This is a genomic window from Pseudomonas sp. B414, assembly GCF_055408445.1.
On the sequence record NZ_JBUZTQ010000017.1, the window covers coordinates 1 to 13,467 of the forward strand.

Sequence of the window (13,467 nt, forward strand, 5' to 3'; positions counted from 1 at the left end):
TCGCAGGCAAGCCTGCTCCCACAGGTTTTGTGGCATCTACAAAATTCAAACTTGGCAGGGAACATTGTGGGAGCGAGCTTGCTCGCGATGCAGGCGGTGAGGTTTACCTGAGGCACCGCAGTGATGCCATCGCAGGCAAGCCTGCTCCCACAAGTTTTGTGGCACCCACAAAATTCAAACTTGGCAGGGAACAGTGTGGGAGCGAGCTTGCTCGCGATGCAGGCAGTGAGGTTTGCCTGAAGCGCCGCAGTGATGCCATCGCAGGCAAGCCTGCTCCCACAGTGAGACAGGGTGCTAAGGCCTGTGCAGCAACACATAGTCGTTTTTGTCAAAGCGTGCGCTCAGCGCCGGGGCAATATTGCCTAGTTCACTGCCTTGCAACGCTTCATAGTCCTTGCGGTCCATCACGATCCATACCGGGGTGGGCAACGCCGTCAGCTCGTCTGGTGACTGGGTAAACAGCGGCAGCAGATCACGATCCACGTTGACCATGAATTTGATCGCCTTGGCGTCCTTGCCCAACCCGTGAAGCACTACCGGGGCCGGGGCCTGATCGATAAGTTGCATGGCCTTGAGGGTAAAGGTGCGGGTGTCGTACAGGGCGCGCTCGGCAGGCTCAAACACCATGATATAGCTGCTCCACAGCGCCAGTACCGCACAGGCGGCCAGCCCGGCAACACGCCATCGAGCCTTGAAGACCAGGCCCACGGCCAGCGCCTGCAGCACTGCCAGAATGGCGAAGGTGACGGTCAATGGCGGCAGTTGCTCGCCAAATCTCTTGCGTACTACCAGCAAGCCGATGATCAGCAAGCCCGGCAGCAGCAGGAACACGACTTGAATCAGGCCACGCAAGGCGCCAAACACACGCCCTTGCATCACCTGAAACGGATACGCTGCAATAATCGCCGCCATCGGCAACATAGGTAGCAGGTAACGGGCTTTTTTCGCCTGAGGAATGGACAGCCCGATCATTACTACCAGTGCTGCCGCCACGCAGTACTTGACCAGTTGCAAGGCGGGCCCCGGCTGATTGCGCCCGGCAATCAGGATCGCCACCAGAACTGCAACCGCCAACGGATACGCCAGCGCGTAGTTGCCAATGGAGCTGGTGAAGTAATACAGCACACTGCTGGCGCCTTCAGTGCCGTCCATGCGCCCGGTGACTTGCATGCGGATTACTTCATGGACAAAGGCTTCACCACCACTGAGCCAGGCCAGCACCAGCAAGGTGCCAATGCACAGAGCCAGCAACACCAGCGCCTGCAGCCCAAAGCTGATCAGGCGGCGCCATTGGCCGTTGAGCAGGTAGTAGCTGCACAGGATGCCGGTGGGGATCACCAGCCCTATCGGCCCGCGTATGGCAAAGCCCAGGACGATCAGGGCCAGCAGCCAGAAATGGCGGCGCGGCGCAGCAAAGTGGTCGTGGGAGTAAGCCAGATAAAACGCACTGAAGCTGACCGCCGCGAGCATTTGATCCAGCGAAACAGCCCGGGTTTCGGTAACAAAAGTCATGCTCAGCAACAGCAGGGCCACACTGACCAGCGCCCAGTTGCGCGATTGCGCAGCAACCAGTCGATACATCAAGGTCACAATGATCGCGCTGGCAATGGCGGTGGGCAGCCAGGCAGTAAGGCTGGTGACTTTGCCAAAGGGCAGGGACAGTAACCAGGTGAGCAGGGTTGAGGTGGCGCTATAGTCAGCGTAAGGCTGGCCGTAGGTGGTCGGAAAAAAACCGGGGCCATGGCGCAGCATTTCATTGGCAAACATGACAAAGCGCGAATCAAAGCCGATCGCAGCCTCTTGATGGTTGCCCAAAATAAACAACAGCAAAGCAATCGCGCCCAGAATCAGGGATTGCCTGCGCTGGGTGAGCAGTGCCGGGTTGGTGAAGTTGGCAGGCATGTCGAGTCTCCTGACTCATTGCAGCACACAAAAAAACGCCGCCATTGTTGCCAATGGCGGCGCTGTCAGATGATTAGATGGCTGTTGAGCCTACCGGCAAGTTGCATGACTCACCGCGTCCCATCGGGAAGTACTGTAAGCCCACCCGGGCCAGACGCTCACCGTCGTACAGGTTGCGACCGTCAAAAATCACCGGGGTAATGAGGCGCTGCTTGATCAGGTCAAAGTCCGGCGCCTTGAATTGTTGCCATTCGGTACACACGATCAGTGCGTCGGCGCCGCTGAGGGTCGATTCCGGCGTGCCCATCAGGCTCAGGCGTTCCTCATCACCGTACAGGCGCTGGGTTTCCTGCATGGCCTCAGGGTCGAAGGCACGTACTTGCGCACCGGCTGCCCATAGCGCTTCCATCAGAACCCGACTTGGGGCGTCGCGCATGTCATCGGTGTTTGGCTTGAATGCCAGCCCCCACAAGGCAAAGGTCTTGCCTTTAAGGTCACCCTTGAAGAACGCATTGATGCGATCGAACAGCTTGTGCTTCTGGCGTTCGTTGATTGCTTCGACCGCTTGCAGCAGATCACTGGAGCAATTGACCTGCTGGGCGCTGTGGATCAGGGCACGCATGTCCTTGGGGAAGCACGAACCGCCGTAGCCGCAGCCCGGGTAGATAAAGTGATAGCCGATGCGGGTGTCGGCACCGATGCCCAGGCGTACGGCCTCGATGTCGGCTCCCAGGTGCTCGGCCAGCTCGGCAATCTGGTTGATAAAGCTGATCTTGGTCGCCAGCATGCAGTTGGCGGCGTATTTGGTCAGCTCGGCGCTGCGCAGGTCCATGAAAATGATGCGGTCATGGTTACGGTTGAACGGCGCGTACAGGTCGCGCATGACTTCGCGCACTTCTTCACGGGCGCAGCCGATGATGATGCGGTCCGGGCGCCGGCAGTCGGTAACGGCTGAGCCTTCCTTGAGAAACTCGGGGTTGGAGACCACGTCAAATTGCAGTGAACGCCCGGCCAGTTGCAGGGCCTTGTCGATATGTGCGGTCAGCGCATCACCAGTGCCGACGGGTACAGTGGATTTTTCCACCAGAATCAGCGGCTCTTCACGATGGCGGGCAACCGCGTCACCCACAGAGAACACCTGGCCCAGATCCGCCGAACCGTCTTCGCTTGGCGGTGTGCCGACCGCGATAAACAGCACCTGGCCATGTTCGACGGCGAGCTTTTCATCGCTGGTAAAGCGCAGACGCTTGCTCTCAAGGTTTTCACGCACCAGGCTGGAAAGTCCTGGCTCGAAAATGCTCACGTGACCTTGCTGCAGCAGCTCGACCTTTTTCTGGTCAATGTCCATGCAGATTACGTCGTGTCCAACTTCAGCCAGAACCGTCGCCTGCACCAGGCCTACATAACCACTACCAAATACACTGATTTTCATGCGCAGTTCCTGGGTGTACGTCGAGAATTGATCACAAGCACCCCTAGAATGACCAAGGTCACACCAAGGGTTTTTGACAGGGTGAAGCTTTCATTGAAGATCGGCAGGCTGGCAGCCAGCAGATAGACCAATGCGTAACTGATGCTTAACAGCGAGTAGGCGCGGCCAAGCGGCAAGTCGCGCAGGGCCAGCAGCCAGCACAGCATCGACAGTGCGTACGCCGTGATCGCGGCAAACACAACGGCCAAAGCTGCGAGCGATACATCGCCCAGACTGATAGCCGCCAGCCATTGAGCGGGTTCGGGCAAACGCGTCATGCTCCAGCGCATGCCCAGCTGGGCACCACTGACCAGTAATACGCTGCCCGAGGCAAAGGCAAATCCACGCCACAGGTTCATGCCTGTTGCCCCAGCAAAACCACCCCGGCAATCACCAGCCCAACGCCCAGCCAATGGCGCAGGTCGATGGTTTCTTTAAACAGATAGCGGGCCACCAGGGTGATCAGGACAAAATTAAGGCTGAGCATCGGGTAGGCAACCCCGACCTCAAGCCGTTGCAACACCAGCAACCACACCAGCAAGCCGAGGCCAAGGCACAGCAGTGCCAGCCATAACCAGGGCGAGCGCAATTTTTGCGCCACCCCGGTGTCAATCCCGCGCCAGCCTTCGACCGCGTACTTCTGGGCGATCTGGCCGGCGCAGGTCAGCAGGCAGGCCAACAGCAGCAGTGCCAGGGTCATGGAACGAGCTGCGGGAAGATCAGGATCACCATATTGCCTTCGTCATAACGCACGGCATCTTTGGGCAGCTCGTCCATTTCATGGCTTTCATCGCTGTCCTTGACCCGCATCACCACGCCCACAGAGCCTTGGCGACGTGCCTCGGTCATCCATTGGCCAATCTGGTCCAGGCCAATGCTTTTGCCTTTGGCATCGTCATAAGTCAGGCCGTATTTGACTTCGCCCTGGGTGTTGTAGAGCGTCACGTCAGGACGGCGCAGACGCCACGCCAGGGCAGATGCGGCGCCGAGGTCGTTGCTGAGGAAGGTGTTGGCCTGGGACAGTTCATCCATATGCTCAAGGATGAACTGGTCGGGCATTTTGTTATGAACCACGCTGGTCGGCATGGCCGCCGGCAGTGCAAGCACCAGAACACCCATTGCCAGTGCAGGCGCAGCCCACATTTTCAGCGGTTTGGCCAGGGTCAGCAGGCCGGTAATGATCCACGCCAGCAGCACCACAACCAGCAGGGCCATATGCAGCGGTTCGTTGTCATAGAACGGCTGCTTGACCTGGAAATACACCAGAGCCAGCAGTGCAGCGCTGCCGCCGATCAGGTTGACCGCACCATTGAAGCGCAAGGCGCAGGTTTTCGCCTGCTCGACCCGTTGCATCATCGCGTGGCCCAGCAACAGGGCCAGCGGTAGCATGCACGGCATGATGTAGGTCGGCAGCTTGCCTTTGCTCAGGCTGAACAAGCCCAGCGGCAGCAGTAGCCACAGCAGTATGAAAACAATGCTGGCATGGCGCTTGTTGCTCCAGGCGTCCTTGAAGGCAACTGGCAGCAATGCTGCCCAAGGCAGGCTGGAAACCACCATCAGCGGCAGATAGAACCACCACGGACGACCGTGTTGGGCATCGTCACCGGCAAAACGGCGGATATGTTCGTGCCAGAAGAAGAAACGCCAGTAGTCCGGCTCCTGGGCATGCACCGCCAATACCCACGGCAGTGAAACAATGGCCGCCACCAGCATGGCCACCAGACCGTATTTGACCAGTTCCAGAAAACGCTTTTGCCAGATCATGTAGGGCAGGGCGATCAGTACCGGCAGCAGCAGGGCGAGAAAACCCTTGGTCATAAAGCCCATGCCGCAGGCAAAGCCCAGCACGGCCCAACTGATCAGGCGATCACGGACGCTGCTGCTGTCGACAGCAAACCACAGGGCAACCAGGCTCAGGTTGACCCACAGGGTGAACTGCGGGTCGAGGTTGGAATACCCGGCCTGGCCTGCGATCAGGCCAAAGGTCATGTACACCAGAGCGCAGGCAAAACTCTTGCGCGGGTCATTCCACAGGCGACGGGCCACGGCGTAGGCCAGGAACACGCTCAAGCCGGTGGCAATCGCCGAGGCAATGCGCACGCCGAACAGGTTTTCGCCAAAAATGGCCTGGCCGATGGCGATCATCCAGTAGCCGGCAATCGGCTTCTCGAAGTAACGCAAATCCATAAAATGCGGGGTGACCCAGTTACCGTCAATCAGGATTTGCTGACCGATCTGCGCGTAGCGCGTTTCGTCAGGGATCCACAGTCCGTGGGTGCCCAGCGGCAACAGGTAAAACGCTATAAAAGCTAAAACCAGCAGCGGTATTGTCCAGCGCTGAGTCATGGCTGCTGTACTCCCAGCCAGCCTTCACGGCCTTCCAGTACACCACGGCTCAATTGCCCGGCAGGCAGGCTGTCGAGATCGGCGGGGAGCAAGTCCCGCAGGGGCTGGAAATGAATGTCACGGGCACGGGCCTGCGCCAGCAATTGACGGAAGTCGTTGGCCATAAGAATCCCTTCTACTTCTGCATGGATGGTGTACGCATTCAGCTTTTGCGGGCTGAAGCGATCAAGAATGTATGAGTTGAAATCGGCAGCACTCAGATGCGGCCCGACCACTTCATCGAAGGTGGGCAAGTCCACAGGGATTTGCGGCGCGCCCAGCCTGCCGTCAGCCAACCTTGGCCGAAACAGGCTGTGCCCGCGGCAATCACTGTTGTAGCGAAAACCAAAGGTTTCCTTGGCCTGGACCACGCGCTCGTCAGCCCGCCAACCGGCCGCAGCGGAACACTCGACGGCCTGCCCGGTGATGTCGCTCAGGGTGTCGACACCACGGCGGATTTGCTCGATCAGCTGCGCTTCGCTCCAGCGGGCGGTGTTGGCCTGCCAGCCGTGGTGATCCCAGGCGTGCAGGCCGACCTCATGGCCGGCGGCCAGAGTCTGGCGCATCAAATGCCCCAGATCCTTGCCGATCGGTTTGCCGGGCCAGGCAGTGCCGGCCAGCAAAATGTCCCAGCCGTACAGGCTGGCAGCCTTGGAACGCATCATCTTCCAGAAAAACCGGGGCTTGATCAGCCGCCATAAATGGCGGCCCATGTTGTCCGGCCCCACACTGAAAAAAAACGTGGCCTTGACCCCGGCTTCGTCGAGCAGTTCGAGTAACTGCGGAACCCCCTCGCGGGTTCCACGGTACGTGTCGACATCAATGCGTAGTCCAGCTTGCATCAGCGTTTTTCCGCGATTTCTACCATGGCTTCACGCAGGAAGAAGTCCAGGGTCTTGCCAATGGTTTCGCTCAACTCGGTAGTCGGCGTCCAGTCGATCAGGCGACGGGCGTTTTCTACGCTTGGCTTGCGATGGCTGACGTCCTGGTAGCCGGTGCCGTAGAACGACTGGCTTTCAACATCGCGGAAACCGGCAAACGGCGGGAAGTTGTCGCGCAACGGGTGAGCTTCGAACTGACGCAGCAACTCTTCACCCAGTTGACGAATGCTGGCTTCGTTATCCGGGTTGCCGATGTTGATGATCTGGCCGTCGCACTTGCCGTCTTTGTTGTCGATGATGCGCGCCAACGCTTCGATACCGTCGGCCACGTCGGTGAAACAGCGTTTTTGTTCACCGCCGTCAACCAGGCGGATCGGAGTACCTTCCACCAGGTGCAGGATCAACTGGGTGATGGCGCGTGAGCTGCCAACCCGTGCCGAATCCAGACGGTCAAGGCGTGGGCCCATCCAGTTGAACGGACGGAACAGGGTAAATTTCAGGCCTTTGGTGCCATAGGCCCAGATAACGCGGTCCAGCAGCTGCTTGGAGACCGAGTAGATCCAGCGCTGCTTGTTGATCGGGCCAACAATCAGGTTGGAGGTGTCTTCGTCGAAGTTCTTGTCCTGGCACATGCCATATACTTCGGACGTGGACGGGAAAATCACGCGCTTGTTGTACTTGACGCAGTAGCGCACCAGCTTGAGGTTCTCTTCGAAGTCCAGTTCGAATACACGCAACGGGTTGCGGGTGTATTCGATTGGCGTCGCGATAGCCACCAGCGGCAGAACCACGTCACATTTCTTGATGTGGTATTCGATCCACTCGGTGTGGATGCTGATATCGCCTTCCACAAAGTGGAAGTTGGGGTGGCTGCGCAGGCGCTCGATGGCGTCGGAGCCGATATCCAGGCCGTACACTTCATAGCGGTCGTCTTGCAGCAGACGCTCGGACAGGTGGTTGCCGATAAAGCCGTTAACCCCAAGGATCAGGACGCGGGTGCGGCGTGCCGGGCGACCCGACTCGCTGCCGCGCAGGCGCGAACCTTCGACCAGACCCAGTTCACGGGCCAGTTGCGGGCCGCTCAGGTACAGGCCGTTGTCATTGCGCTGACCGGCAGTGATCACCAGCGAGTCAGTGCCACAGGCGATACGCAGTGGTTCGCAGCTGATCACCTGGCCAGGTGCATGGCCCTGATTGCCGGCAACCACTTCGGCGCCCCAGACAATCAGTTTGTGCTCACCTACAGCGCAGAAGGCGCCCGGGTATGGCTGGGTTACGGCACGCACCAGGTTGAACAGCTCTTCGGCAGGACGTGCCCATTGCAGCAGGCCGTCAGCCGGGGTGCGGCGACCAAAATAAGTAGCCTTGGATTCGTCTTGCGGGGTTTCCGTGAGCTTGCCCTGAGGCAGCAGCGGCAGAGCTTCGGCCAACAGTTGGGCAGCCGTTTCGCGCAGCTTGCTGTGCAGGCTCAGCGCGGTGTCCGAACGCTCGATGCTGATGCGTTGCTGGGCCAGGATAGCGCCTGCATCGGCACGCTTGACCATGCGGTGCAGGGTGACGCCGGTTTCGGTTTCGCCGTTGACCAGTACCCAGTTGGCCGGTGCGCGACCACGGTAGCGGGGCAGCAACGAGCCGTGCAGATTGAAGGCGCCCTTGCTGACGCTGGCCAGCAGCTCTTCACCGAGCAGATTGCGGTAGTAGAACGAGAAAATGTAATCGGCGTTCAGCTTGCGGATACGCTCGATCCACAGCGGGTGGTTGGCGTCTTCCGGTGCGTGCACCGGGATACCTTTGCGTGCGCAAAGTTGGGCAACCGAGCCGTAGAAGTTATTTTCCTTGGGGTCGTCAGCATGGGTAAACACAGCAGCAATTTCGTAGCCTGCATTGAGCAAGGCTTCAATGCCTGTGCAGCCAATATCGTGATAGGCGAAAACAACGGCTTTCAAACTCATGATTGGACCTGTGTCGAAGTAGAAGAAGTCGGGTTGCAAGTTGCAGAAGCAGAAGCAGAAGCAGCGGGTTCGGCGCGAACGATTTTTTCAATAAAGAACCGTGGTCGTGCCCGCACATCGCTATACATGCGGCCCAGGTATTCACCCAGAAGGCCCATGCCGATAAATTGCCCGCCGGTAAACACGAAGAGCACCGCAAACAGTACAAAGTTGCCGTCACCTGCCCAGCTCGCACCGAAGATCAGGCGCAGCATGATCAACGCGATAGCGAACAGGACGCCCAGTGCTGCCATGCTGAAACCGATAATGCTCAGCAAGCGCAAAGGCGTGGTGGTCATGCAGGTGATCAGGTCAAACATCAGGTTGATCAGGCGCATCGGGCTGTACTTGGAGTCGCCGTGTTCGCGCTCGGCATGCTCGACCAGCACTTCAGTGGTGTGACGGGCAAAGCTGTTGGCCAGAATCGGAATAAAGGTGCTGCGCTCGCGGCAGGCGAGCATGGCGTCGACAATGCTGCGCCGATAGGCACGCAACATGCAGCCGTAGTCGCTCATGGCAACCCCGGTGGAGCGTTGCACGGCCAGGTTGATGATTCGTGAAGGCCAACGGCGCCAGGCGGAGTCCTGACGGTTGTTGCGCACGGTGCCGACCACGTCGTAACCCAGTGCCGCCTGGGCAACCAGACGCGGGATTTCTTCCGGAGGGTTCTGCAAATCGGCGTCGAGGGTAATTACCACATCGCCTTTGGAATGCTCAAAGCCGGCCATGATCGCGGCATGCTGCCCGTAGTTGCGGTTGAGGATGACCGCGACCACAGGGCTGCCTTCGCGTTCGGCTGCGTCTTGCAGGATCTGCGCCGAATTGTCCCGACTGCCGTCATCGACCAGCACTATTTCGTAGGCCTGGCTTAACTGGGCGCAGGCAGCTTCAGTGCGGCGCAACAGTTCGGGCAGGCTCTCTTCTTCGTTGTAGACCGGAATGACGATCGACACACACTGGATGGGGTAGGGTTTCAAAATATTCGTTCCAGTCAGTTTCAATGGCACAAGACGACATGTCTAAATCAACCACACTCAAGCGCACTTCAAAGACTCGCGCCCGCTAGGAGTAAAGCCTATTAATGACAAAGGTAAAGTCAGTTAAGCAGGTTATCTACATGATTTTGTTACAAACTCTTGGGCTTTGCCTGGCGAGCTGATGCATACGTTAAACGCCTATTTGTGAAAAGCCTATGAAAGTTAGATCAACAGCCCATGCTTTCTAAACACCAGACAGGTGCTATTCAGGAAAGTAATTACAGGGGTTGGAAGAAAGCCTGTTGAGCCGAAAATAATTTTTATGGCTCGGCAAGATTCTTACAGTAGCCGAACGAATTTGCACAGTCATTTAAATCAGGGTTAAACATTACGTCTAATATTTGCAGGGAATTGCGGACAGCGCCAACCTGCGGATATGTGACCCAAGTCACATCGGTTGGCGCCGTTAAAACACCCCTGGTCAGTTCAGGCCAAGCTTGCCGCGCAGGGTAGACAAGTCTTCGGCCAGGGTGTTGACCGGTCCGACCAGTGCCTTGCGGTCGTTCTCCTTGACCTTGTCATAGGTCTCAAAGCCACCGTCGGTGGTTTTGTACTTGGCCAGGATCGTGTTGACCGTGGCGAAGTTTTTATCAACCTTGGCGGCAAAGGCCTTGTCGTTCTGTGCGATTTGCGCACGGAACAGATCGAAGATCTTTTTCGCGCCGTCCACATTGCCCTGGAAGTCATACAGGTCAGTGTGACTGTAGCGGTCTTCTTCGCCGGAGATCTTGGTGGCCGCCACTTCTTCCATCAAGGCTGCGGCACCGCCGACGACTTTCTCGGGCGGGAAGGTCAGCCCGGCGACACGGGTTTGCAGGTCCTTGACGTCCTTGTTCAGGCCGTCGGCCAATTGATCAAGACCCTGGGTGCTGTTTTCGGAAAACAGGCTGTACTCAATACGGTGGAAACCGGTGAAATCGGGTGCCGTCACGCCTTTTTCATGGTCGTCGACCCGCGAGTCGATCGAGGCGTCCAGATCGCTGAACAGTTCGGCAATCGGCTCGATCGACTCGTAATAAACGCGGGTCGGTGCGTAGAGCTTTTTGGCCGTGGCCAGGTCACCTTTTTTTACCGCGTCAGTGAATTTTTGCGTGTTGCTGGCCAGCTCATCCAGTTGCTCGGTGACGTAGATCTTATAGTCCGAAACAGGTTGTACCAGGTCCAGTGGCGCGGTTGCCGCCAGTGCCGAGAGCGGGGCGTGGAGCAAACCTAGAGCCAGGAACAGTGCGAGCGGCGTCTTCTTCATGGGGTTTTTTCCGGTTGGGTTAAGGTTCAGGTGCGGGGCTGAGGTGTGCTTGCATCGAGCAGTGCGCGGCCAATAAAGTCCTGGTCATCGCGCACACCCGGCAGAGTGAAGAAATAACCGCCGCCTACCGGCTTGAGGTACTCCTCCAGAGGTTCGCCGTTAAGGCGCGTCTGCACAGCGATAAAGCCTTGTTCGAGGTCGCGCTGGTAGCAGATAAACAGCAGGCCCATATCCAGCTGGCCATTTTTGTTGACGCCATTGGAGTAGTTGAACGGGCGACGCAGGATCAGGCTGTTGCGTGTTTGTGCGGTGCGCGGGTTGGCCAGGCGGATATGGGCGTCCAGCTTGGTGATCTTGCCGTGAGGGTCCTTGCTGTAATCCGGCACATCGGTTTCACGGGTGCCGTCCATGGGCGCGCCGCTGGCCTTGTTGCGCCCGAAGATGCTCTCTTGTTCCTGCAGTGGCGTGCGGTCCCAGCGTTCGACGAAGTTGCGGATGATGCGCACCGCCTGATAGCTGCCGTTGACTGCCCATTGCGGTTCGTCGCTGTCGTGTTGGACCCACACGATCTGGTTCATCGCGGTATTGTCGTTGGAGTCGGGGTTGGCCGAACCATCGCGAAAACCCAGAAAGTTGCGCGCGCTCTGTGCCGGTTCGCCGGGTTTCACGGGCGCTTGCGGCGGCACGCTGCCTTCCTGTTTCCAGCGCACCAGTAGCAGGTCGGGCAGGTTTTTGACGATGTCGCGCAGGGCGTGAATATTGGTGTCGGCGGTATTGGCGCAAAATTGCAGGCTCAAATCACCGTGGCACTGGGCAGTATCCAGTGCGTCATTGGGGAAGCCCTGCATGCGGCTTAGACGCTTGGGTTTGAACTTGCCAAGGGCGAAACGCTCATCGAACAGGGACTCGCCGACAGAGACGGTCACGGTCAGGTTGTCCGGTGTTACGACCGGGCCGAGAATGCCGGAGTCCACGGGTGGCAACTTGGGGTCGACCTGAGGCACTGCGCCGCCCTTCATCAGAAAGGCGATACGCTCGTTCAAGGTGCGAAACAGGCGCTCCAGGTCTTCCCGGTCACTGGCCAGTACATCAAAGGCAACCAGCATGCCTGCAGCCGGGCGCGGGGTGACAATGCCATTCTGATGTTGACCATGGAAATCGTGATGGTCCTGGGTCTTGTCACTGCTGGGGGCCTGAGTGACTTGAGCATTTGCCGGGTTGCCGGCAGCCATGGCCGGACAGCTCAGGGCACCGCCTGCCAGGGCCGCGCCTGCGACTCCCATGCCCATCAGGATGCGTCGGCGTTGCAGGTTGAAGGTGTGTTCTGAATCGCTCATATGCGTCTCGTCTGCAATTACAGGCCGCTAAGGCCGAGGGCGGGATCGATTCCATCGAGTGCATCGGCCACAGCCTTGGCCTGGTTGCTGATTTGTTGGCGCTGTTGCGCACTTACCGTGTCGTAGGTGCGATAGCCCTGCGCGGTTTTCAGGCTTTTGAGTTGGGCTTCAAGCGCAGCGCTGGCGTTGTCGATGCCGTGCAGCAGGTCGCTGTTGTTCTTCGTCAGCAAGGGGCGCAGCAGGTCTACCACCTTGCGTGAGGTCTCAAGGTTGGCGGCAAAGCCGTTGAGATCGATATGGCTGTAACGTTCTTCTTCACCGCTGTTGGCGCGGGTTTCTGCCAGGCTGTGCATATTGCGCGCAACGATGCTGACCAGCTGTTCGGGCGGCAGTGATTGCGCCAGCAGTTGCTGTTTGAGTTGCACGGCATTGGCTTGCAGTTGCTGGGCAACCGGCACCAGGTCCTGAGTGCTGCGCTGATCGAACAGGCCGAACTCCAGGCGATGGAAACCGCTGAAACCCGGATCCTGCTCACGTTTTTCGAAATAGTCGGCGCGGGCGTTGATGGCGTTGTCCAACTCCGCCAGGCGCTGCGCTGCCGGTGCCAGTCGCTGATAGGCCACGCGGGCGGGTATATATAAAGCCTGCGCCTGCACCAGATCACCCGCAGCTATGGCCTGCGACAGTGCATCGACAGACTTGATCAGCGTCGTACCCTGGCTGCTCAGGTAAACCCGGAACTCCGACAGTGGGCCAATAAACGCCAGCATTGACGGGCGTGCATTGGCGCGGGCTTCGGACTCTGCGGTTGGCGTCACATGCAGCGTGCCGCGCGGGTTGCTGAGCAACCCGCAGGTAATGGCGTAATCACCGGGGGCAAGCGTGGCGTTAATTACCTGGCTCAGGCCGGGGGCGATATTTTCCCGCTCTTCGACTACCAGTACGCCGTCGAGAATTTCCCACTCGACGGCTCGTTCTGATGCGTTGACGATACGAAAGCTGTTGAACCCGGCTGACACAGTCAGGGCATTGGGCTCACAGCTATGGGGGTGAATGGTCACGGTGATTTCGTTGTTGTGAACCTTGCGTTTGGCCGCAGCCAGTTGCGAGGCGTAGTAGAACAACCCGCCGGCCGCGATCATCACGATCACCGAGCCGGCCACCGCCCAGCGTAGGGCGCGTGGCGGTGTACCGCTTGCAGAGGTAGGCATGTTTGA

At 58.6% G+C, this 13,467-nt stretch carries 11 protein-coding genes; all 11 read right to left on the bottom strand.

Annotation, left to right across the window (positions count from 1 at the left end):
- Positions 1-294: 294 nt before the first annotated feature.
- Positions 295-1,902: an ArnT family glycosyltransferase gene (locus ACZRMH_RS15360; protein ID WP_464014116.1), complete on the bottom strand. Its 1,608-nt coding sequence runs from the start codon at positions 1,900-1,902 to the stop codon at positions 295-297.
- Positions 1,903-1,975: 73 nt separating this feature from the next.
- The gene (locus ACZRMH_RS15365; RefSeq protein WP_464014117.1) at positions 1,976-3,334 is read right to left on the bottom strand and encodes a UDP-glucose dehydrogenase family protein; all 1,359 of its coding nucleotides are present in this window, start codon (positions 3,332-3,334) and stop codon (positions 1,976-1,978) included.
- Entirely contained in the window at positions 3,331-3,732 is a 402-nt protein-coding gene (arnF, locus tag ACZRMH_RS15370; RefSeq protein ID WP_464014118.1) for a 4-amino-4-deoxy-L-arabinose-phosphoundecaprenol flippase subunit ArnF, read from the bottom strand. The genes ACZRMH_RS15365 and arnF overlap by 4 nt, the downstream gene beginning before the upstream one ends.
- Positions 3,729-4,073, bottom strand: a complete 345-nt coding sequence (arnE, locus tag ACZRMH_RS15375; protein ID WP_464014119.1) for a 4-amino-4-deoxy-L-arabinose-phosphoundecaprenol flippase subunit ArnE — start codon at positions 4,071-4,073, stop codon at positions 3,729-3,731. Before arnE ends, arnF begins: the two co-directional genes overlap by 4 nt.
- A complete protein-coding gene (gene arnT / locus ACZRMH_RS15380; RefSeq protein ID WP_464014120.1) occupies positions 4,070-5,719 on the bottom strand; it encodes a lipid IV(A) 4-amino-4-deoxy-L-arabinosyltransferase in 1,650 nt (549 codons plus the stop codon). The genes arnE and arnT overlap by 4 nt, the downstream gene beginning before the upstream one ends.
- Complete coding sequence (arnD, locus tag ACZRMH_RS15385) at positions 5,716-6,600, bottom strand: 4-deoxy-4-formamido-L-arabinose-phosphoundecaprenol deformylase (RefSeq protein WP_464014121.1); 885 nt, start codon at positions 6,598-6,600, stop codon at positions 5,716-5,718. The genes arnT and arnD overlap by 4 nt, the downstream gene beginning before the upstream one ends.
- Positions 6,600-8,591 (bottom strand): bifunctional UDP-4-amino-4-deoxy-L-arabinose formyltransferase/UDP-glucuronic acid oxidase ArnA, encoded by a 1,992-nt coding sequence (gene arnA, locus ACZRMH_RS15390; protein WP_464014122.1) that lies wholly within the window; start codon positions 8,589-8,591, stop codon positions 6,600-6,602. Before arnA ends, arnD begins: the two co-directional genes overlap by 1 nt.
- Positions 8,588-9,607: an undecaprenyl-phosphate 4-deoxy-4-formamido-L-arabinose transferase gene (gene arnC, locus ACZRMH_RS15395; RefSeq protein ID WP_464014123.1), complete on the bottom strand. Its 1,020-nt coding sequence runs from the start codon at positions 9,605-9,607 to the stop codon at positions 8,588-8,590. The genes arnA and arnC overlap by 4 nt, the downstream gene beginning before the upstream one ends.
- Positions 9,608-10,088: 481 nt before the next feature.
- Positions 10,089-10,913 carry an iron uptake system protein EfeO gene (gene efeO / locus ACZRMH_RS15400; RefSeq protein ID WP_464014124.1) on the bottom strand — a complete coding sequence of 275 codons (825 nt, stop codon included), beginning with the start codon at positions 10,911-10,913 and terminating at the stop codon, positions 10,089-10,091.
- A gap of 26 nt (positions 10,914-10,939) precedes the next feature.
- The gene (gene efeB / locus ACZRMH_RS15405) at positions 10,940-12,250 is read right to left on the bottom strand and encodes an iron uptake transporter deferrochelatase/peroxidase subunit (RefSeq protein WP_464014125.1); all 1,311 of its coding nucleotides are present in this window, start codon (positions 12,248-12,250) and stop codon (positions 10,940-10,942) included.
- Between the two features lie 17 nt (positions 12,251-12,267).
- The gene (gene efeO, locus ACZRMH_RS15410; protein WP_464014126.1) at positions 12,268-13,461 is read right to left on the bottom strand and encodes an iron uptake system protein EfeO; all 1,194 of its coding nucleotides are present in this window, start codon (positions 13,459-13,461) and stop codon (positions 12,268-12,270) included.
- Positions 13,462-13,467 lie beyond the last annotated feature (6 nt).